We start from the raw sequence: 24268 nt of genomic DNA, 5'->3' as shown, positions 1-24268 counted from the left end.
CCCACCTGGGCCGCACTACAGACGATAGCCTGAGCCCAAGTATCCGGAGTCCGGCACGGTCGTGAGCAAGCCTGTTTTCTATGATCCCACCGGCCGCCGCACGCGCTGGTCGCGCAGGTTGCTCTCGATCACCCTGCTGGTCGCGGTGCTGGGTGCGGTCGCATTCGCTACCACGCTGGTCGCGGTGCCTCGCCAGCGGGAGCTGGACCTGCCGACACCGCATCTGCATGCCTCCAGTTTCGCCAAGTCCAAGGCCGGCCATAGCCTGAAGGCGTGGATGCCCGCGCTGCACGGCGGCCCTTCTACTCAGACCGGCTTGTCGATCGGCTTCTACCTTCCCGGCAGCGACGCCAGCTTCCTCTCGCTGCAACGTAATGGCGCGGATCTGGACTGGGTGGTGCCGGCGATGGTCAACGTCTCGGGTCCGCAGCATCAGGTGCAGATTGAGCAGGACGCGCGGTTCGACCGCCTCGTCAGCGGGACATCGCACCGTTTCTCTGTGCTGCCGATGGTGCAGAACTTGCTCCCCGACGAATGGGACGGCAAGGGCGCCGCCGCGCTATTTCACGATCCCAAGCAGCGTGTCGCTGTTGCCCGGCAACTGGGCAAGATGGTCGCCGACCGGCATGAAAAGGGCCTGGTGCTGGACTTCGAGGCTTTGCCCGAAACAGCCATGACCGATTACGTCGCCTTCATCCGCCAGCTGCGCACCGCGCTGCCCAGCGGTTCGCTGATCGCCGTTACCGTTCCGGCCGAGGACGAGGCTTGGCCGCTCGGGGCGATCACCGCGGCTTCCGACAAGATCATCCTGATGGCTTATGATCAGCACTGGAGCGGCGGCGAAGCAGGTCCGATCGCGGCGCAGGACTGGTTCGCGCGGGAAGTGCAGCGCGCCATCGGGCTCGTCGGCCGCTCGAAGCTGATCGTGGCGCTGGGCAGCTATGGCTATGACTGGCACGGCAAGCAAGCCGATGCCCTGGCGATCGAGGACGCCTGGCTTGCCTCGCATGACAGCAACGCCCCGGTCGTCTTCGATCCCGCCAGTGGCAATTCCGGCTTCGCCTATGACGAGGATGGCGAGAAGCACACCGTGTGGATGCTGGATGCCGCGGCCAGCTGGAACCAGATGACGATCCTGAAGCAAATGGGCTTGCAGGACCTAGCGATGTGGCGGCTGGGCACCGAGGACAGCGGCTTTTGGAAAGACCTGCACGCCTTTCGCAAGGGCACCCGCCCCGATCTCTCCCTAGCGACGTCTGTCAGCAGCGCCGACGTGGAGGGCGCCGGAGAAATCCTTCGCATCACCGCCACCCCGCGCGAAGGGCATCGCACCACCACCTTCGCGCCCAATGGCCTGATCACGCAGGAACAGTTCCAAAGCCTGCCGACGCCTTACGTCGTTCATCGCGCGGGCGGCGGCAATCCCAAGCTGCTGGCGCTCACCTTCGATGATGGGCCCGATCCCAAATGGACGCCGCAGATCCTGTCAGAACTGGAAACCGCGCACGTGCCAGCGACGTTTTTCGTCATCGGCGAGTATGCGCTGGACAACCCCGGCCTACTCAAGCGCATCATCGCCGATGGCGATGAACTGGGCAATCACACCTACACGCACCCCAACCTGGCCGATGCCGGCGCGCGCGAAACGAGCCTCCAATTGAATACCACGCAGCGACTGGTGGAAGCCTATACCGGGCGGAGCATGACCTTGTTTCGCGCGCCCTACTTCGGCGACGCGGAGCCTTCCACTCCTGATGAACTGGGGCCAGCGCTGGAGGCCCAGAAGGCCGGATATACGATCGTGGGGCTGCACGTCGATCCCAACGACTGGCAGCGGCCGGGCACGGATGCCATCGTCCAGCAGGTGCTGGACCAAGTGCATTCCGCCACGGCCGAAAACACGATGAACGTCATCCTGCTACACGATGGCGGCGGCGATCGTTCGCAGACGGTGGCCGCCCTGCCGCGCATCATCGCGGCGCTGAAGGCGCAAGGCTATCAGTTCACCACTGCGTCCCAGCTTGCCGGCATATCACCCGCGCAGGCGATGCCCGCGATCTCTCGCACCGATCTGGCCGCCGTGCGCATAGACGTAATGGCCTTCGTCGTGATGATGACGGTGGGTGCGATGCTGGCCTGGCTGTTCTACCTCGCAATTTCGCTGGGGATCGCCCGCGCCGTGATCATGACCGGGCTGGCGTGGCTGCAAAGCCGCCGCAAGCGCGGCGAGCCACCCGTCCACGAGCCCAGCGTGTCGGTGATCATCCCCGCCTACAATGAGGAGCGGGTAATCGTCTCCTCGGTCAGCCGCGTGCTCGCCAGCGATTATCCTGACTTGCAGGTGATCGTTGTCGATGACGGCTCCAAGGATGACACCAGCAATGTCGTGCGGGCGGCCTTTGGAGAAAATCCGCGCGTCACGCTGCTGACGTTGGTTAATGGTGGCAAGGCTGCCGCGCTCAATCGCGCGCTTCAGGATGCCACGGGCGAGGTGATCATCGCCCTTGATGCCGATACCCAGTTCGAGACGGAGACGATCCGCCGCCTGGTCCGCTGGTTTGCCGATCCCCGGTTGGGCGCGGTCGCCGGCGATGCGCGCGTCGGCAATCGAGTCAATCTGGTGACACGCTGGCAGGCCGTGGAATACATCACCGCGCAAAATCTCGAACGGCGCGCGCTTGCCGGGTTTGATGCGATGACGGTGGTGCCGGGCGCTGTGGGCGCATGGCGGCGCGCGGCGCTCGATGCCGTGGGCGGCTATCCCGAGGATACCCTGGCCGAGGATCAGGACCTGACCATCGCCATCCAGCGTGCGGGCTGGCGCGTCACGTTCGACCCGCGCGCCGTCGCCTGGACCGAAGCGCCCGAAAGCTTTGCCGCGCTGGCCAAGCAGCGGTTCCGCTGGGCGTTCGGCACGCTCCAATGCCTGTGGAAGCACCGCGCCGCGCTGCGCCGCCGAAAGCCTTGGGGCCTGGGCATGATCGGGCTGCCCCAGGCCTGGCTGTTCCAGATCGGTTTCGCCGCGATCTCGCCGCTGATCGACCTGACCCTGCTGCTTTCGATCATCAGCACCTCCTTGCGCATCCAGGCGCACGGCTGGGTGCAAACACGCGGTGACGTGGGTCTGATGGGGACCTACTGGATAGCCTTTGTGACCATCGATGTGCTGTGCGGCTGGATCGCCTATCGCCTGGACGATCGCGGCGTACGCTATCCCGCGCACCTGCTGATCGCGCAGCGGCTGGTCTATCGCCAGATCATGTACTGGGTGGTGCTTCGCGCCATCGCCGCTGCCGTGGGCGGATGGATCGTGGGCTGGGGAAAGCTGGAGCGTACTGGCCGCGTTTCGGCAGACGCCAAGCCCGAAGGCGAGATGCCCGCCGCCACTCCCGTCACCGCGCAGCCCGCCTGATCTCCCCGCAATCGCCGCACCGCTCGCCCGGTCCGGCTTGACCGGCGCATCGGTAAGGAAACATTGCTTTACGGCGTGGTTACGATCCAGCGCTATTCAAACGATCCCCTTCCCGCCTATAGGCCTGCCGTGCACCTGACCGCCGTTCCCGATCCGCATTTTGCAAGGCCCAACCGCCTGCCCGCGCATGCCGAGCAAGGCGCCGCATGGGCGATCTGACCTCCGGGCTGACGACAACCATCGCCGCGCACGGCTTCTGGGCCGGGCCGATCATCGGGGCGCTGTCCTTTGGCGAATCGATGGCGGTGATCGGTCTATTCATTCCGGCCACTACGGTCATGCTGGCGATCGGCGGCCTGATCGGCGCGGGCGTGCTCGATCCCGCACCGATCATCCTATGGGCCATCGCCGGGGCAATCGTGGGCGATTGGGTTTCATACTGGATGGGCCGGCGGATCGGCCCGCGCATCTATTATCGCTGGCCGCTGAAGAACCATCGTCCGATGGTGGCGCGCACCCGGCTGTTCTTCCGCCGCCATGGCTTCAAGGCCGTCCTGATGGGCCGGTTTCTCGGTCCGATCCGCGCCACCGTGCCGCTGGTGGCGGGGGTTGTGGAAATGGCGAAGCGGCCGTTCCAGATCGCCAACATCGTGTCGGCAGTGTTGTGGGTGCCGTTGATGTTCCTCCCCGGCATCATCGCCGCGCGCACGATGGGCCCCGGCCTGAAAATCAATGAGTGGCACATCCTGGCCTTCGGCGTGGGTGTGCTGCTCTTCACCGGCGTGGCGACGACGTTGACGACGAAAGTGCTGGGAAAGAAGCGCAAACGCGGCTCACGCTGACAGCGCCGCCAGAAAAAAGCTGCGGAACGCCCGAAGGCATCCCGCAGCCCATGATGATCAGGCGGCGTCGACCAGGACGATTTCGGAGTCCTCAATCGCGGTGACGCGCAACACTTCCAGGTCGCTGATCGCCGCGCCGTCGCGGGTATTCACCCGCACGCCATCGATCTCCACCGCCCCCGTCGCGGGGACGAGGTAGGCTTTGCGATCCGCGCCAAGTGGATACTCCACCGTCTCACCCGCCTTGATGGTGGCACCCACCACGCGTGCATCGGTGCGGATCGGCAAGGCATCATTGTCGTTTTCATAGCCGCTCGCCAGCGTCACGAACTGGCCGGACCGCTCACCCTTGGGGAAGGGCTTGGCACCCCATTGCGGCGCTTCACCGGCGCGGGTCGGCATGATCCAGATCTGGAAGATCCGCGTGGTCACATCCTCCATATTGTATTCGGAGTGCTGGATGCCCGTGCCCGCGCTCATCACCTGCACATCCCCCGCCTCGGTTCGGCCACGATTGCCCAGGTTGTCCTGATGCGTGATCGCACCTTCGCGCACGTAAGTGATGATCTCCATGTCGCGATGCGGATGGGGCGGGAAACCGGTCTTGGGTGCAATGGCGTCGTCATTCCAGACGCGTAGATTGCCCCACTGCTGGCGCGCAGGATCGTAGTAGCTGGCGAACGAGAAGTGATGCTTGGCATCGAGCCAGCCGTGATTGGCGCCGCCCAGCGTATCGAAAGGACGAAGGTCGATCATGGAAGTTCTCCGGCGCCGACGAATGGCGCCGGCTTGCCCAACCCATATGGGCCTTGCGCACTCTTCCAGACAGAGGGATAAATTGCATCGGTTTGTTAGAGAGAGTTGAATAGTGAGCAACCCCGGAAATCCCACCTTCGATCAACTCCGCATCTTTCTGGCGATCGTGGACGAAGGCAGTTTCGCCGGAGCGGGGCGCAAGTTGAACCGGGCGGTGTCGGTGATCAGCTACGGCATCGCCAATCTGGAAGCGCAGCTGGGCGTGACGCTGTTCGATCGGGAAGGAACCCGCAAGCCCAAGCTGACGGTGGCCGGCCGCGCGGTTCTGGCGGAGTCTCGCGCGGTCAGCGAAGGGATCGATGGCCTGCGCGCCAAAGTCCGCGGGCTGCTGCAAGGTTTGGAGGCGGAGGTCGACCTGGCGATCGACGTCATGGTGCCGTCAGAACGTGTCGGGCGCGTGTTGAGAGCCTTCGCGCGCGAATTCCCCACCGTGTCGCTACGCCTTCATGTGGAGGCGCTGGGTGCGATCGCCGCGATGGTGCTGGACGGCACGGCGGTGGTCGGCATCTCGGGACCGCTTGCCGCCGGGGTCGAAGGCTTGGAATGCATTGCCGCCGGGCTGATTACGATGGTGCCCGTCGCCGCTCCGGATCATCCGCTAGGCCGCATGGCAACGATCCCGCCGGGCGCTGGCCGGGGCTACACCCAGTTGGTGCTGACCGATCGCTCCCGCTTCACTGAAGGGCGCGATTTCTCGGTGGTCAGCCACAAGACCTGGCGACTGGCCGATCTCAGCGCCAAGCACGCGCTGCTTCGCGAAGGGATCGGGTGGGGTAACATGCCCGGCCCGATGATCCAGGGAGACCTGCAATCGGGTGCGCTGGTCCGGCTGGCGATGCCGGACCATACGGGCGGCACCTATCGCTTCGGCGGCATCTGGCGGCGCGACACGCCGCCCGGCCCGGCTGCCTCATGGCTGCTGGAACAGTTCGTCGCAGAGGGCCGCAACGATGTGGAAGATCCGGCCCTGGGCGATCTTTAACCTTATGCCTGCTCTAGCGCAGCGGCCCCTGCCATCACCTTCCGCGCGCCCGCCACGCAACGCGCCATGCGGTCTTTGACGCCCACCCCCTGCTCCATCAGCGAGCGCAGCGGCATTTCGAGGCCGATGTATTCGACCTGGGGCAGCGCCGCCAGGATTTCGGAGAGCGGAGCCACGCCGTCCCCCGGAATGCCACGCTCGTACAACGCCTCCTCCATGTAATCATCGAACAGCGGCGTCTGCGGAACATCGCAAAGCTGGATATGGCCGATCAGCTTCTTATCCATCGCGCGCAACTCGTCTGTCGTGGCGCCGGAGCGGTGAAAGTGCATAGTGTCCAGAAGAATCGTGGCTGGCGGCCCGGCCTTATCGACCGTGCGTTTCGCCATATCCAAGGTCGCGATCGTGGCAATCGGGCAGAACTCTGTCGTGATTTCGATTCCTCTTGCCGTTGCCATTTCCGTGATCTGGCAAAACTGATCCATGGTTCGCTCCACGTCGGGATCGAAGCTGATCGTGTTGATCCGGCGGGTTCCTATTTCGACATGAATGTCCAGATCACGGGCGTAAGCCTCGCGCACGTCCAGATTGGCCAGCAAGGCGAAACCATCGCCCAGGCCGATCTCGACCCCGGTATCCCGCGCTGCCGCCCTCAATTCCTGGACCAATTTCGGGTCCTGACGCAGAGACCATCGAGCATGCCCCTCCGGATTGTAGTCCATCGGCTCCATGATCGTTGAGATGAACTGACAATCCAGATCGGCCGCGATACCGACCAGTTCCACCGGCGAGAGGCCAAAGGCCCCCAGAAATTCAAGACCAAGCTTTGGCATAGTACCATCCTCTCCAAATATTTTACCGGCTGCCGTCGTATCGCGGCCTGCGCGGTCTATCGTGATTGTGCACCCTCTTGTGCCAAGCGGGCGGCCGCGATCGGGCCGAATTCTTCTACGACGCTAAGGGGGGTGTCGAACTGCGAGATGTCCTCGATCGTGGTGAAATGAACGCCGATATCCTCGGCACTGGGCGGCTGCTGGGCATCGGCCAGCCAGCCCTTGGCGGCACCGATAAAGACCTTGGCGAAGCGCCCAGCCGTTGCGCTGTACAGCGAATGCGTGGCCTGGCACTGTTCGCTGACAAGCCACAGCGCCATCGGTGTCACATAATCGTTGTGCATGGCCGGTGCGATCCGGTCCATTCCGGCCGGCAGCTTGTCGAACGCTCCGGCTGGCCAGTCCAGATCGGTATCCTGGCCAAGCCGTCCCGAACCGGCTGGAAGAAGCCCGTTAGCCGTAATGCCATGCTGCGCGCCTTCCAGCGCCAGCACGTTGACCAGCCCCGCCAGCCCTATCTTCGCCGCAGCATAATTGCTCTGCCATGGCATGCCGAAAAGCGCGGACGCCGAGCTTGTCAGCAGGATCCGTCCATAGCCCTGCCGCTTCATCGCGGCGAACGCGGGCTGGCCGACGTAGAAGCCCGCCATCAGGTGAACATCCACGATCGCCCGGATATGCTCGTCCGTCAGCGTCTCGAACGGCCCGTTCCGCAGGAAGCCGGCGTTATGGATGAATATGTCGATACGGCCAAAGCTGTCGAGCGCCACCTGTGCGATCGCGTTACCGCCCGATCGCGTAGCGCAGCTTTCATGACAGGTGACCGCCACACCCCCTGCCGCGCGGATTTGCGCAACCACTTTGTCCGCACCGCTCTCCCCCAATGGCAGCAGGTTGCCGCGGGTGTCCGTGCCCAGATCGTTCACTACGACCTTCGCACCACGCGCCGCCAAGTTGAGCGCATAATCCCGGCCCAGGCCGTTCCCGGCACCGGTGACGATCGCCACACGCCCATCGAAGCGGACCGCCTCGGTCACGCGGGCACCATGTCGACCCTAAGGCGCTTCAGTTGCCAGGATGCGATGTACCAGCGGCCGTCCCGCTTTTCGTAAGTCTCATGATAATGCCCCATGCCGTGCAGCGAGCGAACAGGGCCCGCCTCCCACTGGAGCATATCCTCCATCGCCCAAATGCCCGTCGCCGTTGTCTCGCTATCCAGTTCGACTTCCGGGCAATGGCCGTGGTGAACGCTGACGCACCCCGTCAAACCGGCGATGCTTTGCGCGATGAATGCATCCCGATCGGCGATCGGGCCCATGCCGGTGCCCTCTCCGTCAAAACGCGCTTCGGGCAGAAACAGGTCGCGGAAGGCATCGAATTGCTTCGTATCGACGAAGCGAAAATATCGAGCCTTCAGCTTCTTTATTTCCTCCACCGCATCCAGCTTTTCAGCAAGTTCCAAGGGTCGCCTCTTGTAGTCAGAACGTTGTGGGCAAACTCTTCGTTAAACTTCTGCTGAGCGCGAAAGCAGCGCGATTATCCAGCCTGCTTTTTTGTCGCACTCTCGATCGCCGCGCCGATCTCCGACGCCATAGGTAGACGCCGCAGGGTTATGCCGCCGGTCGTGTGGAAGGTCTGACCGGTCATGAAGCATTCGTCAGAGACGGCGAACAGGGTGGCCGCCGCGATGTCTTCCACGGTGTTGATCCGGCCCAGCGGCGTTTCGCTGGCGAAAGCCTCCACCATGCCAGGCGCCAGCATTCCTGCCGTCATCGGCGTCACGGTCATGCCCGGGGCAATGACATTGGCGCGGATGCCGAACTGGCCAAATTCATTGGCGACCGTGCGTGTAACGTGTTCGATACCAGCCTTCGCGCCCATATACGGTGCGTGATTTTCGAACATCATCGTGGCGACTTGCGAAGTGACGACGGCGATCGCGCCGCCACCGGCGCGCTTCATCGCGCCGACCGCAGCTTGCATGAAGAAGAAGCCACCTTTGAAGATGATGTTCAACATCTCGTCCAGCTCGGATTCCGGCGTATCTTCGAAAGGCCCGTACTGGCCAGTCGCTGCTGCGTTCACCGCGATATCGACGCCGCCCATGGCCTTCTCTGCCTGTTCGAACAGCGAAAACACGGACTCCTTGGAAGAGATGTCTGCGGGCACCGCGATAGAGCCGTATTTGCGAGCGAAGTCCTCAAGCCCGCCCGCACCGCGACCGGAAACGACAACCGTTGCGCCCTCATCGACGAAGCGCTTGGCAATTGCCTGACCCATGTTGCCTTCACGCGTTGCGCCCATCACGATCGCGCGCTTACCTTGCAGACGGCCCAAACATCCCTCCATGCGTCTTGATTCGCCTGCCATAATCGAACCAGAGTTTCGATTGTGCAAGTCCGCAGATCGAGCCTATGCTCCGATCTGCCGCCAACGGCCGCCAACTCTCCCCGTCAGATCTTGAGGCCGATGCCGCGACCAAAAAACGCGATGGCCGCTTCGTTGGACGCACTTTGCTGTTCCTTATCGAGCGGGGGGCCCAGAAACCGGCCAAAGCCGCTGCCGGTCAGGTCAAAAAAATAGCTGGCGACCTGGTGCTCGTCATCGATATCGGCCAGTCCCGCTACACGCAGATACTTCAGATAAAGCGCGACCGGCAGGATGATCTTTTCGGTTTCCTCCGCCACGATCGTTTCCCATGATGCGATTTCCCCGCGGGCCTCCGTCACCGCCTGCCACAAGGCCCTGATCGGCGGATCGTTGACGTAACGACTGAAGACCCGAGCAAAATCGCGCAACACATCAACCGGGCACCGCGCGGGGTCTATATCGATCTTGCTCATCGGGACGGTGGCAAGCGGCGTGGCCCGCAGCATCGCCGCCCTCATCAAGCCAGCCTTGCTACCGTATCGCAGGTAGATGGTGGACTTGCTGACACCAAATCCGGAGGCAAGGTCATCAACCGAGACATTGCGATAGCCTTCCTCCTGAAACCGCAGCAGCGCATAATCCAGCAGGCGGTTCTGGCGCTCTTCCGCTTCCGATTTCAATGGCCGGCCCCGGCGCGGGGATGTCAGAGGTTTACGCTGCAGCTTGGTCGGACCATCCATCGCGGCATAGCGCTATGCCGATTTTGCCAAGACCGCAATCGGTGTGGCCGGTGCGCCAGTACACTCCTGGTTGGTGAACGACCGGTCAGCCGCCGTTACGAAGGGCGGGCGCGTGGTTTATGAAGTTGATGATCTCACGGCGCCGCCGGTCCTCCTCGGCGGTTTCCGCATCAACGCCGAGTTGCCATCTCAGCGCGCGATCTTCCGGATTGCGATGCAGTGCGGTGAACCGGCGGGACATGGCGTCCACATCCTCTTCGCTATGAGCCAGACCTGCTTCGATCAGGTCCTCGGCCTGGCCTTGCAGCGATACCGCCACTTCGCCCAGCGCCAGTTCCGGATGATATTGCACGCCCCAGAACACCCCGCGATCATGGCGTATCTCCGCCGCCTGGACTTGGGTGGCTTCGTTCGAGGCTAGCAGGACGCCACCGGGCGGCAGCGCCTCCACTTCATCGCCATGGATCGCCAGCGCATCCCAGGAACCTGGCCTGCCGGTCAGCAAAGGATGATCCTTTCCAGCCGGGGTAGCGGAGATGCGCCGGGCCAACCCGGCTTCGATGCGTTGCGGCATCTTTCGCACCGATCCGCCCGCAGCCGCTACCGCCACTTGCAGCCCCGCGCATGAACCGAACGATGGCGTGCCAGAAGCAAAAACCGCGCGCATGAACATCAGTTGCCGCGCAACCTCGCTGGTTTCGCGATAGACGTGCATGGGTGACCCGGTAAGAAACACGGCGTCGAAAGCGGCCAATTCTTCCTGACTGTAAGCAGGCGCATCCTCGTCCGCCGGAGAGACAATCGTGACGTCCGCTCTAGGGCTCAACTGTAATAACGTGGCCTTGTAGGTTTCTCCCGCGCTCTTCCCCGCCCGTTCTCGCCGGTTTGCACGCTCCTCCGGCAATTCACTTTGCGCGACCAGGTATCTGGGCATGTTCGACTTTCAGCGATGGGAGGGATCAGAGGATAGCCCCCAAGAACGCGGCGGCGCGCAACAGGTGCCCTGCCCGATGGTGCGCCCAAGGCGGCGGACGCCAAGTGACAAAGCTGGAAATTTGTGCGGTCCGGCGCTAAGGGTGCGTTCGCAATCAAGGATGCCTGCACCGTGTACCAGTTGAAGATCAGCGCAAACCGCCCTGCCTTCCCTGTTGTCTACGGTAACCATGTCCAGCTTCCTCACGCTTTCGAATCTTTGCGCTGCCACGCCTGACGGGCGGCCGCTTTTCCATGACCTGACGCTGTCCGTCGGCGCTGAACGCGTTGGCTTGGTGGGACGCAACGGCTCGGGCAAGTCCACCCTGCTGCGCACCATCACGGGCGAAGCGACGCCGCTGGCCGGCACCGTGCTTTGCACAGGCACTATCGGAATGCTGGCCCAAGCCTGGCACCCGGATCAAACGGTGGCCGACGCGATCGGCGTCGCCCAACCTCTCGCGACCCTTTCGCGGATTGAGGCGGGGCACGGCGATGCAGCCGATTTCGACGCGGCCGACTGGGCCCTGCCTGCCGCCATCGATAGCGCCCTCCATCAAGTCGCACTGGGCGGCATCGATTTGCAGCGGCTGATGGGTACGCTTTCGGGCGGCGAGCAGACGCGGATCGGCATGGCCCGCCTGCTGATCGCGCCGCCCGATCTGCTGCTGCTGGACGAGCCGACCAACAACCTCGACCTCACGGGACGCGAAGCAATCGCTCGGCTCATCGCGGAGTGGCGTGGCGGCGTGGTGGTGGCCAGCCACGACCGGGAACTTCTGGAAGGCATGGATCGCATTGTCGAGCTGCGCACGATCGGCAATCGCATCATCGGCGGAGGATGGTCCGCTTTCGCCGCGATCCGCGAGGCTGAGCGCGCGGCTGCGCAGGATGAACTGACACGTGGTGAAGCGGCGCTAAAGGCTGCGCGCGCTTCGGCGCAAACGGCGCGCGAAGCCAAGCAACGCCGGGACAAGGCGGGGCGCGCGTTCGCCGCGAAAGGCTCCGAACCCAAAATCCTGCTGGGTGCACAAGCGCAGCGCGCGGAGAACAGCGGCGGTCAGGCCCGGCGTCTGGCCAAGGCGCAGATCGACGAGGCAACCCGAGACCGGGATGAGGCGCATACGCGGGTCGAAATCCTGACGCCGCTGACGATAGACCTACCAGCAAGCGGATTGCCCGCCTCGTCCGAGATCGTCACCCTAGAACAAGCGACCGTGCAACTGGGCGATCGCACATTGGGTCCTTGGACACTGGCCGTGCAAGGACCACAGCGCTTGGCCGTCACCGGGCCTAACGGCGCCGGCAAATCCACTTTGCTGCGGCTGATCGCCGGCCAAATCTTGCCATCGAGCGGCCTCGTTCGAAGTCGGCGGGAACGGATCGTCATGCTCGACCAGCATGTTGGTGCGCTGGATCGGCATGACACGCTGGTCGGCAACCTGAAAAGACTGCATCCGACGCTGGACGAAGAGGCGGTTCGCGCCGCCTGCGCGCGCTTCGCCTTCCGCAATCGCGAGGCGGAGCGCATCGTCGGCACCTTCTCTGGCGGAGAGTTGTTGCGTGCGGGCCTTGCCGCCGCCTTGTCCGAACCCGCATCACCCTGGATGATCATCCTCGATGAACCAACCAACCATCTGGATATCGAATCGATCGAGACCCTGGAACAGGCGTTGCGATCGTTCGACGGGGCGCTGCTCGTCGCAAGTCACGATATCCGCTTTCTAAAAGCGCTGAATCTGACGGGCAGCGTGAGGGTAGACGCCCCAATTCTCCATTGATGGCTTGGCGCGCCGCGAAAAAAGACGGCCTGCTCTGGCACTTGCTTCGAGCCGGTGGGTTGCCACACCCTAAGCTTCCTTTCGCGAGGTGCGATGACCGTTGAACAGTGGCTGTCCGTAGCCGTCCTTTTTGGCATGATGGCCTTGTTCCTGTGGGAACGCTTTCGTTACGACGTGACCGCGATAATTGCGTTGCTGTGCGCCATAGCGCTTGGCCTGGTGAAGCCGGATCAGGCCTTCACCGGCTTTTCGGATGACATCGTGATCATCGTCGGCTCGGCGCTGGTCATCTCAGCCGCAGTGCAGCGTTCCGGTTTGATCGAAGACGCGGTCGCTTATCTGTCCCAGCGGATCAGGCGGGTCGGTTCACAACTGCTGCTGCTGACTTCCTGCGTCGGGCTGGCTTCTGGTCTGGTCAAAAACGTCGGCGCGCTGGCCATGTTGATGCCGGCAGCCACGCAGTTCGCCCGTAAGAGCGACACCAATCCCTCGGTTTTCCTGATGCCGATGTCGTTCGCCTCTCTTTTGGGTGGCTTGATGACGCTTGTCGGCACATCGCCCAACATCATCGTGAGTCGCGTGCGAGAGGAGATGACAGGACAGCCGTTCGGCATGTTTGACTATCTGCCGACCGGACTGGGTCTGCTGATCGTGGGCCTCTTATTCCTGCGCCTGGGCTATCGCCTCCTGCCATCCGACCGGCAGGGCACGGTCTCCATGGGACAGGCGCTGAACCTTTCCTCCTACGAAACGGCGGCGCGAGTCCCACCTATCAACCAGAGCATCGGGGAGACCCTGGCTGATTTCGTCGCCCGCCATGACCACGATGTCGACGTTACCGCGATCCAGCGCGGCGGCCACAGCAAGGAAGCTCATTCCGAGATGGTGGTGGAAGCGGGCGACGTCCTCGTCCTTACCGGTGAGCCCGATGCGCTGGAGCGCGTCATCGCACGCGACGGGCTGATCCTGACCGGCCAGGACAAGGAGCAGCAGGACGACGATACTGGCGTGGTGGAGGGCGTGATCATGGCCGGGTCGGCACTGGTCGATCGATCCGCCGCGCGGATGCGGTTGCAGGACCGATTGCGGCTGCGGCTGATCGCCATTTCGCGCGAAGGTGAAAAGCTCGCTAAAGAGCCGGGACAAAGCATCCTGCGGGCCGGCGATGTGATCGTGCTGCAAGGCGCGCTTGATATGATGCCCGAGCGATTGCGCGAACTGGGCGTGCTGCCGATCGCGGAGCGTCAGATTCGCCTGGGCACAGCGCGGCGCGGTTGGCTGGCCGTGATCATCCTGGCGGCCGCCATGACGGCGACGGCGACCGGTCTTGTGCCCGTCGCCATAGCGTTCTTCGCCGCCGCAGGCCTGATACTGGTGACTGGAGCGCTGCCGGTGCGCGATGCTTACGAAGCCATCGAGTGGCCGATCCTGATCATGCTCGGCGCGCTGATCCCCGTCAGCGCCACGTTGCAGAGCACCGGCGCGTCCGATGTCATCGCTACGCAGCTATCGCATCTGGCCGCCACTTTGCCGCCGTGGGGCGCCGTTATGCTCATCCTGGCAGCGGCGATGGCCGTCACGCCATTCCTGAACAATGCGGCGACCGTACTGGTTATGGCCCCCATCGCCGCGGTCTTCGCCAGCGACCTGGGCTATCGCCCGGAGGCTTTCCTGATCGCGACAGCGATCGGTGCGGGATGCGACTTCCTCACCCCGATCGGCCATCAGTGCAACACGCTGGTATTCGGCCCTGGTGGCTACAAGTTCAGTGACTATGCCCGATTGGGCGCGCCGTTATCGCTGCTGGTGCTGGCAGTGGGGACGCCGCTGATCCTCTGGACCTGGCCGCTGTAAGCGCAGTGTAGCGATTATGCTGGCTGACGGCGGCTTGTCTCACGCGTTCCCGAGCAAGCGGGCCGCAGCATGGCACCAAAGCCGATCCACAGCGCCAGGCTGATCAGGGCAAAGCTGCCCAGCACGTAGAAGGCCACATGATACCCCAGCACCTCGGCCAGCCAGCCACCGATCGCCGGGCTGAGCGATGCGCCGACGCCCTGAATGGTCATCACCGCGCCTTGGCCCACGTTGACGCGCCCGGTGCCGCTGAGCAGACAAGCCACTAGGCCCGGCACAGCCACGCTTTGAAGGCCCGCTCCGATGCCGTCCAGCGCCTGGACGGGCCAAACGCCCCAATGCTCGATGAAGGTACCCGCCAGCAGCCCACGAAGCGGTAGCGCGGCAAACGATATCAACAGCACCAACCAGTACCCCTTTCCCGCTGACATCTTCATCGCCAGCAGCGAGGCGACGATCATCACCGCTTGCGCCACCACGACAACGGTGGCCGTAAACAGCGCGGGGTTGCCTTTGCCCGCCCCCACGACTGCCAGGGTGTAAAGCGGCAACATCGCGCCATTGCCCAAGTGGAAGCAGGCGAGCGCCGCCGCCAGCACCAGCATCGGCTTGTTTTGCAACAACGTGCGAAACCCTTCGGCCTTGCCGCCTTCCTCGGGCTCATCAGCGGCGTCCTCACCCCGTTCCAGACCCCGCGCTGCTCGATGGTCGATCGCTTTCTCAGGAATCATGAGCACGGTGATGATCGCCAAAGCGCCGAACACGGCGGCCAGATAGAAGATCGCCGGCATGCCGTATTTCCAACCAAGCCAACCGGATAGACCCGCGCCCACCACGTTGCCGGCGTGGTTCCAGGCCTGATTGCGGCCATTTTGGGCATTGAAACCCTTTTGCCGCACCACGCCCAAGGTCATGCCCGCGACGGCTGGCCCGATCGCCGCCCCCGCGATCGCGGTGGCCACCTGGCTGAAGGTCACCACCAGTCCCGATTGCGACAGAAGAATGAGGAAAGACGCCATCACCGTGCAAATGCCGGTGACGATGACGACGAGACGCTTCTTTTCGGTATGATCGATGAAAGCTCCTGCCGGAACGGTCATCAGCATGCCGGCGACGCCGCCCACGGTCATCACCGTCCCGATCGGTCCCGAGGTCCAGCCGCGCTGTTGCAGGAACACGCCCAGGAATGGCCCGATGCCGGCCTGCATATCAGCCATGAAGAAGTTGAGCGCCTGCAGGGCGTTTTTGGCGCGCTTGGTGTCATCACCCGTGGCGGGTTTGAAATCCGTCAGTGCAACCGTTGCCATCGAAACGCTCCGAGATATCCGCGATTGAACACCCGGTGCGGCTGTTTCGAGCCAGCAACATCATAAAATATTTTAAGGCTACGTGGCGATGGGAATCGCGAGCGATACCCCGGGAAATTTGCTTAATTGTTATATGCTTACTTCGAGTGACATCCCATCCACGTAGAGAAACGGCAATTTCGGCCTGGCGGGAACAATGTGGCGCCAGCAACAAACACTGGGCCTCAGCCCCTGTCGGCGATCGGGATCGCGGTGGTGTACTTCGTCATCGACAAGGCAAAATGAGAAGCCGCTCCGGCAACGGAAGGATGGCCCAGCATGGTCTGCATCAGGAACATGTTGTAGCCCGCCACGTCGGCGACGACGATGCGAAGCAGGTAGTCCCATTCGCCTGACATCGAGAAGCTCTCCACCACTTCCGGCCGCTCGGCCACGAAGCCCTCGAACGCCTTGCGCGCGTCCTGCGCGTGCGATCGCATCCGGATGTGGCAAATCACATTGACACCGCGCCCGACCTTTTCCGGGTCGACCAGGCGTACCGGCCGGCTGAGCACGCCCGCTTCCTCCAGCGCCCTGATACGCCGCCAGCATGACGCGGTGGACGCCCCCACCTGCTGCGCCAGTTCGACGTGACTGATCGAGGCGTCGTGTTGCAGGAGCGTGAGTATTCTGCGATCAATCAGATCGAATTGATTTCCGTCTTTCATATACGCGTTATATCTGATGATATTTCATCGGAGAAGGCCGCTTTATGGCTGACTTAGAAATTTCATTTCAGCCATTTCGTGCGACAACGTGGTATGTCGCATATCGCATCATCTCCCCCCGAAGGCGCAGCTGCCGATTGGACGGTGCCGCAGGACTGGCAGGCCTATACCGCAGCCGAACACGCGATGTGGGATCACTTGTTCGAGCGGCAATCTAAGATGCTGCCAGGGCGGGCGGTGGATGAGTTCATCAATGGCCTCGATGTGCTGCGCATGTCCAAGCCGGGGATCCCGGATTTTGCCGAACTGTCAGATCGGCTGATGAAAGCCACCGGCTGGCAAGTCGTCGCGGTGCCGGGTCTGGTGCCGGATCGGGTCTTTTTCGAGCACCTGGCGAACCGGCGTTTCGTGGCGGGTCGCTTCATCCGCACGCCGGAGCAGCTGGATTATCTGGAAGAGCCGGACATCTTTCACGACGTGTTCGGCCATGTGCCGCTACTCGCCAATCCCGTGTTCGCCGATTACATGCAGGCTTACGGCGAAGGTGGCCTGCGCGCCGACGGCCTGGGGGCGATCAATCGCTTGGCCCGGCTTTACTGGTACACCGTGGAGTTCGGCCTGATCCGCCAGGGCGATCGCCTCAAGCTCTATGGCGCAGGCATCGTTTCCTCGCATGGGGAATCCATCTTTGCGCTGAACGATCCTTCGCCCAACCGGCTGGGCTTCGACTTGAAGCGCCTGATGCGCACGCCCTATCGGATCGATGATTATCAACAGACCTACTTCGTCATCGACAGCTTCGAGGACCTGCTGAAGCAGACGGTCGAGACCGACTTCGCGCCGCTCTACCACGAGTTGGAAGGCGCGCCCGACCACGCGATCACCACCGTCCTGCCGCAGGATGCGGTCTTCACCCAAGGCACACAGGCCTACGCGAACGCCAAGGCGCGGGCCTGAGATGCGCCGCTCGCTTTAATCGCGCCAGCCACGCCTTATCTAGAATATTGAGAGGAACCGCCCATGTCCGACCAGACCAATCCGCTGGGCCTTAACGGCTTCGAGTTCGTCGAGTTCACCTCGCCTGATCCGCAGGCGATGGCCGCTCACTTCCAGCAGTTGGGCTTCGTGCCCACGCATCGTCACCCGCACAAGAACATCACGCGCTACAAGCAGGGCCGCATCAACCTGATGCTGAACCGTGACGATGCTGGCCGCGTGGCTGCGTTCCGGGGCGAGCATGGCCCCTCGGCCAGCGCGATGGCATTTCGCGTGGAAGATCCCGCGGCGGCGATGGCCTGGGCGCTGGACCACGGCGCGCGGCGCACCGACGAGGATGATACCGTGATCCAGGGGATAGGCGGCTCGTACCTCTATTTCATCCAGGACGGTGTCGACCTCTATGCCGATTGGGCCGAGTTCCCGGGATGGCGCGAAACGGAAGCCGAAAACAGCGTCGGCCTCGATCTGCTTGACCACCTGACCCACAACGTGCGGCGCGGCCAGATGCGGGTATGGAGCGAATTCTACCGCACGCTCTTCAATTTCGAGGAGCAGAAGTACTTCGACATCAAGGGCCAGGCGACCGGCCTGTTCAGCCAGGCGATGATCGCGCCCGATCGCGCCATCCGCATCCCGCTGAACGAGAGCCAGGACGACAAGAGCCAGATCGAGGAATTTATCCGCGAATACAACGGTGAGGGCATCCAGCACCTCGCCCTGACGACGAGCGACATCTACGCCACGGTGGAAAAGCTGCGCGCGCGGGGTGTGCGGCTGCAGGATACGATCGAGACGTATTACGAACTGGTGGACAAGCGCGTGCCCGGCCATGGCGAGGATCTTGAACGTCTGCGTCACAATCGTATCCTGATCGATGGCAGCGTGGAGAACGAAGAAGGCATTCTGCTGCAGATCTTCACCGAGCCGCTGTTCGGACCGATCTTTTTCGAGATCATCCAGCGCAAGGGGAACGAGGGGTTCGGCAACGGCAACTTCCAGGCCCTTTTCGAAAGCATCGAGCTGGACCAGATCCGGCGCGGCGTGATCTCCGTCGACGCATGAGTACGGCGATGCTCTGCGGCTTTGGCAACCATCACGCTACCGAGGCGGTGCCCGGTGCGTTGCCGGTGGGGCGTAACTCGCCCCAGCAGGTGCCTTACGGCCTCTATGCCGAGCAGCTTTCCGCGACCGCGTTCACCGCGCCGCGGGCGCAGAACCACCGTAGCTGGCTTTACCGGATGCGACCGAGCGCGGAGCATCGCCCGTATGCGCCTTACGCGGGCAACCCCCTGCTGGCGACGGATCAAGCTCACAGCCTTGCCCCCTCCCCCAATCGCCTGCGTTGGAACCCGCTGACGCTGCCCACCGATCCTGTGGATTTCATGGACGGCCTCACCGCCTATGCCGCCAACGGCGATAGCGCGGCGGGCACAGGCTGCACGATCTATCTTTACGCGGCCAACCGCTCGATGGAGAGGCGTGCGTTCTTCTCGGCCGACGGCGAGATGCTGATCGTGCCGCAGCAGGGCCGCTTGCGGATCACCACCGAGATGGGCGTGCTGGAGGTGCCGCCTTTGCACCTGGCGCTGATCCCGCGCGGCGTTCGCTTCAGCGTTTCCCTGCCGGACGGCGAAGCGCGCGGCTACGTGTGCGAAAACCATGGCGCGCTGTTCCGCCTGCCCGACCTCGGCCCGATCGGATCGAACGGACTGGCCAACCCGCGTGACTTCGAAGCGCCGGCCGCGTCGTATCAGGATATCGAAGAGCCGCATCAACTGGTTCAGAAGTTTGGCGGATCACTGTGGGCCAGCACCATCGCTCACAGTCCGTTCGATGTGGTGGCCTGGCACGGCAACGTCGCGCCCTATCGCTATGATCTGCGGCACTTCAACGCGATCAACACGGTCAGCTTCGACCATCCCGATCCGTCGATATTCACCGTCCTCACCAGCCCTAGCGATACGCCGGGCACCGCCAACATCGATTTCGTGATCTTTCCGCCGCGCTGGATGGTGGCGGAGGATACCTTCCGTCCGCCCTGGTTCCATCGCAATGTGATGAGCGAATTCATGGGCCTGATCGAGGGCACCTACGATGCCAAGGCCGGCGGGTTCGCGCCCGGCGGGGCAAGCCTGCACAACTGCATGTCGGCGCACGGCCCCGATGTCGCCAGCCATGCCGCAGCCACGTCCGCCACGCTGGCGCCGCACAAGATCGAAGACACCATGGCCTTCATGTTCGAGAGCCGTTACCTTATCGCGCCCACGCGCTGGGCGATGGAAACGCCGCTGCTGCAAGATGACTACGACGCCTGCTGGCAAGAGTTCGCCAAGGCACGACTGCCCACCGGAGAGGATGCCGCATGACTTGGTGGACGACCGACGAAACGCATGATCCGGCTCGATCCAGTTGGGTCGCCAGCGCGAATGGGCATCACGACTTTCCGATCCAGAACCTGCCCTTCGGCGTTTTCTCCGCTAAGGGCGGCGCGCCTCGCATCGGCGTTGCCATCGGCGACATGATCCTTGACCTTCGCGCCCTGGCCCAGACCGGCACGTTGGAGGTAGCCGCTGCTGCGGTGGCTAATGACATCACGCTAAACGCCCTGCTGGCCCTCCCGCAGGCGGAACAGCGCGCCTTGCGCTACCATCTCAGCGCCATTCTGTCGGACGAGGCGCACCGTGCCGCTGTGGAGCCTTTGCTGCATAATGCCGGCGACTGCACCCTGCACTTGCCCGCGCGCATCGGCGATTACACCGACTTCTACGTCGGCATCCATCACGCTAACAATGTCGGCAAACAGTTCCGGCCCGACAATCCGCTGCTGCCAAACTACAAGTACGTGCCGATCGGCTACCATGGCCGCGCATCTTCGATTCGGCCATCGGGCGTGCCTGTCCGCCGCCCGGTGGGCCAGCGCAAACCGCCGGAGGCTGACACCCCGCTGTTTGGCCCGACCGCCCGCCTCGACTACGAACTGGAGCTGGGCGTTTGGATCGGCAACGGCAACGCCTTGGGCGATCCTGTCGCCATCGCCGACGCTGCGCAACATATCGCCGGTTTCTGCCTCCTCAACGATTGGTCGGCGCGTGACTTTCAGGCTTGGGAGTACCAACCCCTGGGTCCGTTTCTGGCGAAGAACTTCCAGTCCACGATTTCCCCCTGGGTGATCACCAGCCACGCCATGGCCCCCTTCCGCACCGCGCAGCCACCGAGGCCGGAAGGCGATCCCGCTCCCCTGCCCTATCTGAGCAGTGAGGACGATCAGGCGCACGGCGCGCTTTCGATAACTTTGGAAGCGCATTTGTTGACGCAACGTATGCGAGACGCGGGTGAAGCTCCCTTCCGCCTCAGCACCGGACCTGCCACCAACATGTACTGGACGGTGAACCAGATCGTCACCCACCACGCCTCGAACGGCTGCAACCTGACGGCGGGCGATTTGCTGGGAACCGGCACAATCTCCGCGCCGACGCGCGAGGGTTTCGGCAGCTTGCTGGAGCTGACCACGGGCGGCAAGGAACCGATTACCCTGCCCAATGGCGAGACCCGCTCCTTCGTGGAGGACGGCGACGAGATCATTCTGCAAGCGCGCGCCACCGCGCCGGGGGCGGTTTCTATCGGCCTGGGCGAATGCCGCGCGCAGGTGCTGCCCGCACGATGAGCGAGCTTGTCCTGCATGGCTACTGGCGGTCATCCGCAGCCTATCGGGTCCGCATCGCCCTGAACCTCAAGGGCCTTCGCTACACGCAAGTGACGCATGACTTGCGGGTCGGAGCTCAGCGCTCGCAAGACTATCTTGCGCTGGCTCCGCATGGGCTGGTTCCGGCCCTGGCGGATGGCGACAAGGTCTACCTCGAAAGCCCCGCCATCATCGAGTGGATCGATGCCCGCTGGCCCGCACCCCGGCTGGTGCCCGAGGACCCGGATGACGCCGCAATGGTCCGGGCGATGGCGGCGTTGATCATGTGCGATATCCACCCGCTCAACAACCTGCGGGTGCTGCAGGCCCTGCGCAGCGATTTTCATGCCAGCGACGAACAAGTGAAGAGCTGGATCGCCCGTTGGATTCACGAAGGCTTCGCTCCGCTGGAGGCCCTGACGGCACAGCATGGCGGCCGGTACTGCTTTGGCGATACGCCCACTCTGGCGGACTGCTGCCTGGTGCCGCAGCTTTACAGTGCCCGCCGCTTTGGCGTTGATTTGTCGGCTTATCCCGGCCTCGTTGCCGCAGGTTCGGCCGCAGAGGCACTGGATGCGGTCGAAGCAGCCCAACCTGATCGCCAGCCAGATGCGGATGCGGCGTGACGGACGGGACGCGGGTATTCGCAACACCAGCCGGTGTGCGGCTCTGCCCGGCGGACATGATCGTCCCCGGCGCGGCCCGCAATTTCGTCCTGCAGATGCGCAGCGGCCGCTTCCACGGCTTCGTCGTGCGCCTCGGCGCGGAAGAGGTTGCAGGCTATGTCGATCGCTGCCCGCACGCCGGCCTGCCGCTGGCACAGACGCTGGACGATTACATGACGCCCGATGGCGCGCACATACTGTGCAGCTGGCACGGTGCCTTGTTTCGTCCTGCGGATGGGAAGTGCGTGGGCGGCCCTTGCGTCGGCCAGTCGCTGACAGCTTGGCCCGTGGCGGTCCAGGAGGATTGGATCGTCACCGCCGGGGCTTCGCCGCAGCCGGGGTGAGTAAGGGGGGCGGAACAGCCGCCGCGTCGTGGGGTTTAGAGTGATCTAGGGGGATCCACGCGAAAGGGCCGGACCATTTCACTCGATCACATCATCCAGACATACGGGCTTCTCGGCCTGTTCGTGGGCGCCGGTATCGAGGGTGAGACGGTGGTGGTATTGAGCGGCATCATGGTCCACCGCGGCCTCCTGCCCTTCTTCCCCGCCGCCATGGTTGCGGCTGCCGGATCGTTCGTGGCCGATCAGCTATTCTTCCTGCTCGGCCGGAGCTTTCGCGAGAGACCCTTCGTGCGTCGGATGCAGCACCGGCCCACGTTCACCAAGGCCATGGCCGCATTCAATAAGCACCCGACGCTATTCGTTTTCGCGTTTCGCTTTCTCTACGGCCTGCGCACGGTGAGCCCAATCGCCATCGGCACCACCCGCCTTTCCTGCATGAAGTTCCTGGCAATCAATGCCGTCGCCGCCGTCGTGTGGGGCCTTGTCTTCGTGACGCTGGGCTATTGCTTCGGCAACGCCATCGAGCGCGCCTTTGGCCGGCTTCATTCGCTGGCCCCGATCCTGGCGATAGCGCTCGTGGTGGTCGCGGTGGGGGCGATCCTGCTCTACAATCGGCGGCGGTCGTTGGCTGACGATAGGGACAGCCAGATCGAGCAACCCGCGCCCCTGGCCTGACCCTGCCGCAGCGCTCAGAACCGGGCGGGGATCAGCCGGATCGCGATAGGCTGGGCCAGCGGTTTCCAACCCTTCTCTGCCAGAACCTGATTGCTCTCCACCGCGCGCCTGCCCTTGGCCTGATCAAGCGACCACGTGATGTGAAAGATCGAGCCATCAGCGCGCGCCGTGGTGCCACCGATGCGCACCACCAGGGCCTGAATCCCCAAGCCATCGTCGATGACGCCGACGACTTCGCCGGTCGTCTTGCAGGGTAGCGGCGTGTCTCCATCCGTGCCCGAACGCAACGTCACATGATCGGCGACGATGTCAGGGAACAGTGCCGGAATGAGATCGAGCAGGCGAGCGCAATCGGCGAGGTCCAATTTCCACCCGGTAACAACGCGTCGTGCCATCGCAGCCCTATCGTGCAAGGCAATGGCGATGTCATCAGTCCGGGCGGTTTGGCGCCTTGGCGAGAGCCAGCTTCATCTCGATCATCTCGCCACCCTTGCGGCTGATGCCCCAGAAGTGGCCCGTGCTGGTTTCGTCCCAATCGATCGCCTGCCCCTCCGCCGCCATCGCGTACGTGCCGAGATGGTCCAGCGTCGCGCCGCCGTTGGGCAGGCCGACCGCGTAAAGCTCGGGCAAGTCATGTCCGCTAAGGTACAGCCGCCCATCCGGGCCCCAGCCGCCTCCGGAAATGCTCATCGGCGCGATCCTGTCCAAGATGGAACGAGGCAGCGCCCAGCTTTGCGTCCGCCGCCACTCGGCATCGAAGCGGACCAGCTGCGTGTAACGATGATCGCGTCCCGGCTCTCCTCCGCGACCGTCGTAGTTGGCGAACATCGCCCACCATGCGCCCTGATGCCAATCCACGAAGGTCAGCGAGCCGCTCCCTATCCCCAGAGACACCGAGCGCTTGTGCGTCAGCGTGGCGGCATCGAAAATCTCTACCGAACTGGCCTGCGGCACCTGGGGAAAGTTGGACGCCGCGCAAACCAGCTCACGCGCCTCCACGATACAGCTGTTGATGTGCGGATAACGCTGTGGATCCCCCTCCCAAGCGGCGCGTTTTTCACCCGAGCGCTTGTCGTACCGCGCGATCCGGTAGTTGGCGATCGCATAGACATCGCGAGGGCCCACAGCCACGCCCTGCTTGGCCTCCGGCGCGGGCAACCGCCGCAAAGTTTCGGCCGAGCCACCGCCAAAGCCGACGGGTAGCGCAGCCAGCGCAAGTGCAAGGAGGAGCGGCATTGGCACCATCGATCCCAAAGTTCAGGAAAGTCGGTCCCTAAGACTGATCCG

The 24268-nt window shown here is 63.5% G+C and carries 23 protein-coding genes; 12 read left to right on the top strand and 11 right to left on the bottom strand.

Annotation, left to right across the window (positions count from 1 at the left end):
* Nucleotides 1–61 precede the first annotated feature (61 nt).
* Nucleotides 62–3412 (top strand): glycosyltransferase, encoded by a 3351-nt coding sequence (locus GGR39_RS06640; protein WP_183616379.1) that lies wholly within the window; start codon nt 62–64, stop codon nt 3410–3412.
* A gap of 206 nt (nt 3413–3618) precedes the next feature.
* Complete coding sequence (locus tag GGR39_RS06635; RefSeq protein WP_183616378.1) at nt 3619–4254, top strand: DedA family protein; 636 nt, start codon at nt 3619–3621, stop codon at nt 4252–4254.
* Between the two features lie 57 nt (nt 4255–4311).
* Here GGR39_RS06635 and GGR39_RS06630 read toward each other — a convergent pair whose 3' ends face one another.
* Nucleotides 4312–5010 carry a pirin family protein gene (locus GGR39_RS06630; RefSeq protein WP_058735790.1) on the bottom strand — a complete coding sequence of 233 codons (699 nt, stop codon included), beginning with the start codon at nt 5008–5010 and terminating at the stop codon, nt 4312–4314.
* Between the two features lie 112 nt (nt 5011–5122).
* Between GGR39_RS06630 and GGR39_RS06625 the strand changes: the two genes are divergently transcribed.
* Nucleotides 5123–6052 (top strand): LysR substrate-binding domain-containing protein, encoded by a 930-nt coding sequence (locus GGR39_RS06625; RefSeq protein ID WP_183616377.1) that lies wholly within the window; start codon nt 5123–5125, stop codon nt 6050–6052.
* A gap of 2 nt (nt 6053–6054) precedes the next feature.
* Here GGR39_RS06625 and GGR39_RS06620 read toward each other — a convergent pair whose 3' ends face one another.
* The 6 genes from GGR39_RS06620 to GGR39_RS06595 all read right to left on the bottom strand — a co-directional run bounded on the left by GGR39_RS06620 (nt 6055) and on the right by GGR39_RS06595 (nt 10929).
* Entirely contained in the window at nt 6055–6885 is an 831-nt protein-coding gene (locus tag GGR39_RS06620) for a sugar phosphate isomerase/epimerase family protein (RefSeq protein WP_183616376.1), read from the bottom strand.
* A 56-nt stretch (nt 6886–6941) separates the two neighbouring features.
* Nucleotides 6942–7922, bottom strand: coding sequence for an SDR family NAD(P)-dependent oxidoreductase (locus tag GGR39_RS06615; RefSeq protein ID WP_183616375.1), 981 nt, complete (start codon nt 7920–7922; stop codon nt 6942–6944).
* Entirely contained in the window at nt 7919–8347 is a 429-nt protein-coding gene (locus GGR39_RS06610; RefSeq protein WP_183616374.1) for a nuclear transport factor 2 family protein, read from the bottom strand. Before GGR39_RS06610 ends, GGR39_RS06615 begins: the two co-directional genes overlap by 4 nt.
* Before the next feature lie 74 nt (nt 8348–8421).
* Entirely contained in the window at nt 8422–9222 is an 801-nt protein-coding gene (locus tag GGR39_RS06605; RefSeq protein WP_183616373.1) for an SDR family NAD(P)-dependent oxidoreductase, read from the bottom strand.
* 116 nt (nt 9223–9338) lie between these two features.
* Complete coding sequence (locus GGR39_RS06600) at nt 9339–9935, bottom strand: TetR/AcrR family transcriptional regulator (protein ID WP_221225977.1); 597 nt, start codon at nt 9933–9935, stop codon at nt 9339–9341.
* Nucleotides 9936–10080: 145 nt separating this feature from the next.
* The gene (locus GGR39_RS06595) at nt 10081–10929 is read right to left on the bottom strand and encodes a type 1 glutamine amidotransferase (protein ID WP_183616371.1); all 849 of its coding nucleotides are present in this window, start codon (nt 10927–10929) and stop codon (nt 10081–10083) included.
* A gap of 214 nt (nt 10930–11143) precedes the next feature.
* On the opposite strand from GGR39_RS06595, the gene GGR39_RS06590 reads away from it, so the two are divergent.
* Both GGR39_RS06590 and GGR39_RS06585 read left to right on the top strand, forming a co-directional pair.
* Complete coding sequence (locus tag GGR39_RS06590; RefSeq protein WP_343055802.1) at nt 11144–12748, top strand: ABC-F family ATP-binding cassette domain-containing protein; 1605 nt, start codon at nt 11144–11146, stop codon at nt 12746–12748.
* A 93-nt stretch (nt 12749–12841) separates the two neighbouring features.
* Complete coding sequence (locus GGR39_RS06585; RefSeq protein WP_183616370.1) at nt 12842–14602, top strand: SLC13 family permease; 1761 nt, start codon at nt 12842–12844, stop codon at nt 14600–14602.
* Nucleotides 14603–14616: 14 nt separating this feature from the next.
* Here GGR39_RS06585 and GGR39_RS06580 read toward each other — a convergent pair whose 3' ends face one another.
* Together GGR39_RS06580 and GGR39_RS06575 are read right to left on the bottom strand one after the other, a co-directional pair.
* Nucleotides 14617–15909: an MFS transporter gene (locus GGR39_RS06580; protein WP_183616369.1), complete on the bottom strand. Its 1293-nt coding sequence runs from the start codon at nt 15907–15909 to the stop codon at nt 14617–14619.
* A gap of 224 nt (nt 15910–16133) precedes the next feature.
* Nucleotides 16134–16616 carry an Lrp/AsnC family transcriptional regulator gene (locus GGR39_RS06575; RefSeq protein WP_183616368.1) on the bottom strand — a complete coding sequence of 161 codons (483 nt, stop codon included), beginning with the start codon at nt 16614–16616 and terminating at the stop codon, nt 16134–16136.
* A 93-nt stretch (nt 16617–16709) separates the two neighbouring features.
* On the opposite strand from GGR39_RS06575, the gene phhA reads away from it, so the two are divergent.
* From phhA to GGR39_RS06540, 7 genes are all read left to right on the top strand, one after another.
* Nucleotides 16710–17573, top strand: a complete 864-nt coding sequence (phhA, locus tag GGR39_RS06570) for a phenylalanine 4-monooxygenase (protein WP_183616367.1) — start codon at nt 16710–16712, stop codon at nt 17571–17573.
* Nucleotides 17574–17636: 63 nt separating this feature from the next.
* Nucleotides 17637–18677 (top strand): 4-hydroxyphenylpyruvate dioxygenase, encoded by a 1041-nt coding sequence (gene hppD / locus GGR39_RS06565; protein ID WP_183616366.1) that lies wholly within the window; start codon nt 17637–17639, stop codon nt 18675–18677.
* A complete protein-coding gene (gene hmgA, locus GGR39_RS06560; protein WP_183616365.1) occupies nt 18674–19981 on the top strand; it encodes a homogentisate 1,2-dioxygenase in 1308 nt (435 codons plus the stop codon). The genes hppD and hmgA overlap by 4 nt, the downstream gene beginning before the upstream one ends.
* Nucleotides 19978–21279 (top strand): fumarylacetoacetase, encoded by a 1302-nt coding sequence (fahA, locus tag GGR39_RS06555; RefSeq protein WP_183616364.1) that lies wholly within the window; start codon nt 19978–19980, stop codon nt 21277–21279. Before hmgA ends, fahA begins: the two co-directional genes overlap by 4 nt.
* Nucleotides 21276–21923: a maleylacetoacetate isomerase gene (maiA, locus tag GGR39_RS06550; RefSeq protein ID WP_183616363.1), complete on the top strand. Its 648-nt coding sequence runs from the start codon at nt 21276–21278 to the stop codon at nt 21921–21923. Before fahA ends, maiA begins: the two co-directional genes overlap by 4 nt.
* A gap of 56 nt (nt 21924–21979) precedes the next feature.
* On the top strand, nt 21980–22306 hold the full coding sequence (locus GGR39_RS06545) for a Rieske (2Fe-2S) protein (protein WP_221226007.1): 327 nt from the start codon (nt 21980–21982) through the stop codon (nt 22304–22306).
* Nucleotides 22307–22429: 123 nt separating this feature from the next.
* Nucleotides 22430–22981 carry a DedA family protein gene (locus tag GGR39_RS06540; RefSeq protein WP_343055801.1) on the top strand — a complete coding sequence of 184 codons (552 nt, stop codon included), beginning with the start codon at nt 22430–22432 and terminating at the stop codon, nt 22979–22981.
* A 14-nt stretch (nt 22982–22995) separates the two neighbouring features.
* Here GGR39_RS06540 and GGR39_RS06535 read toward each other — a convergent pair whose 3' ends face one another.
* Together GGR39_RS06535 and GGR39_RS06530 are read right to left on the bottom strand one after the other, a co-directional pair.
* Nucleotides 22996–23376: a hypothetical protein gene (locus GGR39_RS06535; protein ID WP_183616361.1), complete on the bottom strand. Its 381-nt coding sequence runs from the start codon at nt 23374–23376 to the stop codon at nt 22996–22998.
* Nucleotides 23377–23410: 34 nt separating this feature from the next.
* Nucleotides 23411–24217, bottom strand: coding sequence for a hypothetical protein (locus GGR39_RS06530; RefSeq protein ID WP_221225976.1), 807 nt, complete (start codon nt 24215–24217; stop codon nt 23411–23413).
* Nucleotides 24218–24268 lie beyond the last annotated feature (51 nt).

Source organism: Novosphingobium fluoreni (assembly GCF_014196615.1).
Classification (GTDB): Bacteria; Pseudomonadota; Alphaproteobacteria; order Sphingomonadales; family Sphingomonadaceae; genus Novosphingobium; species Novosphingobium fluoreni.
Note: the sequence above shows the minus strand (reverse complement) of the source record. Positions and strands in the feature narration are given on the sequence as shown.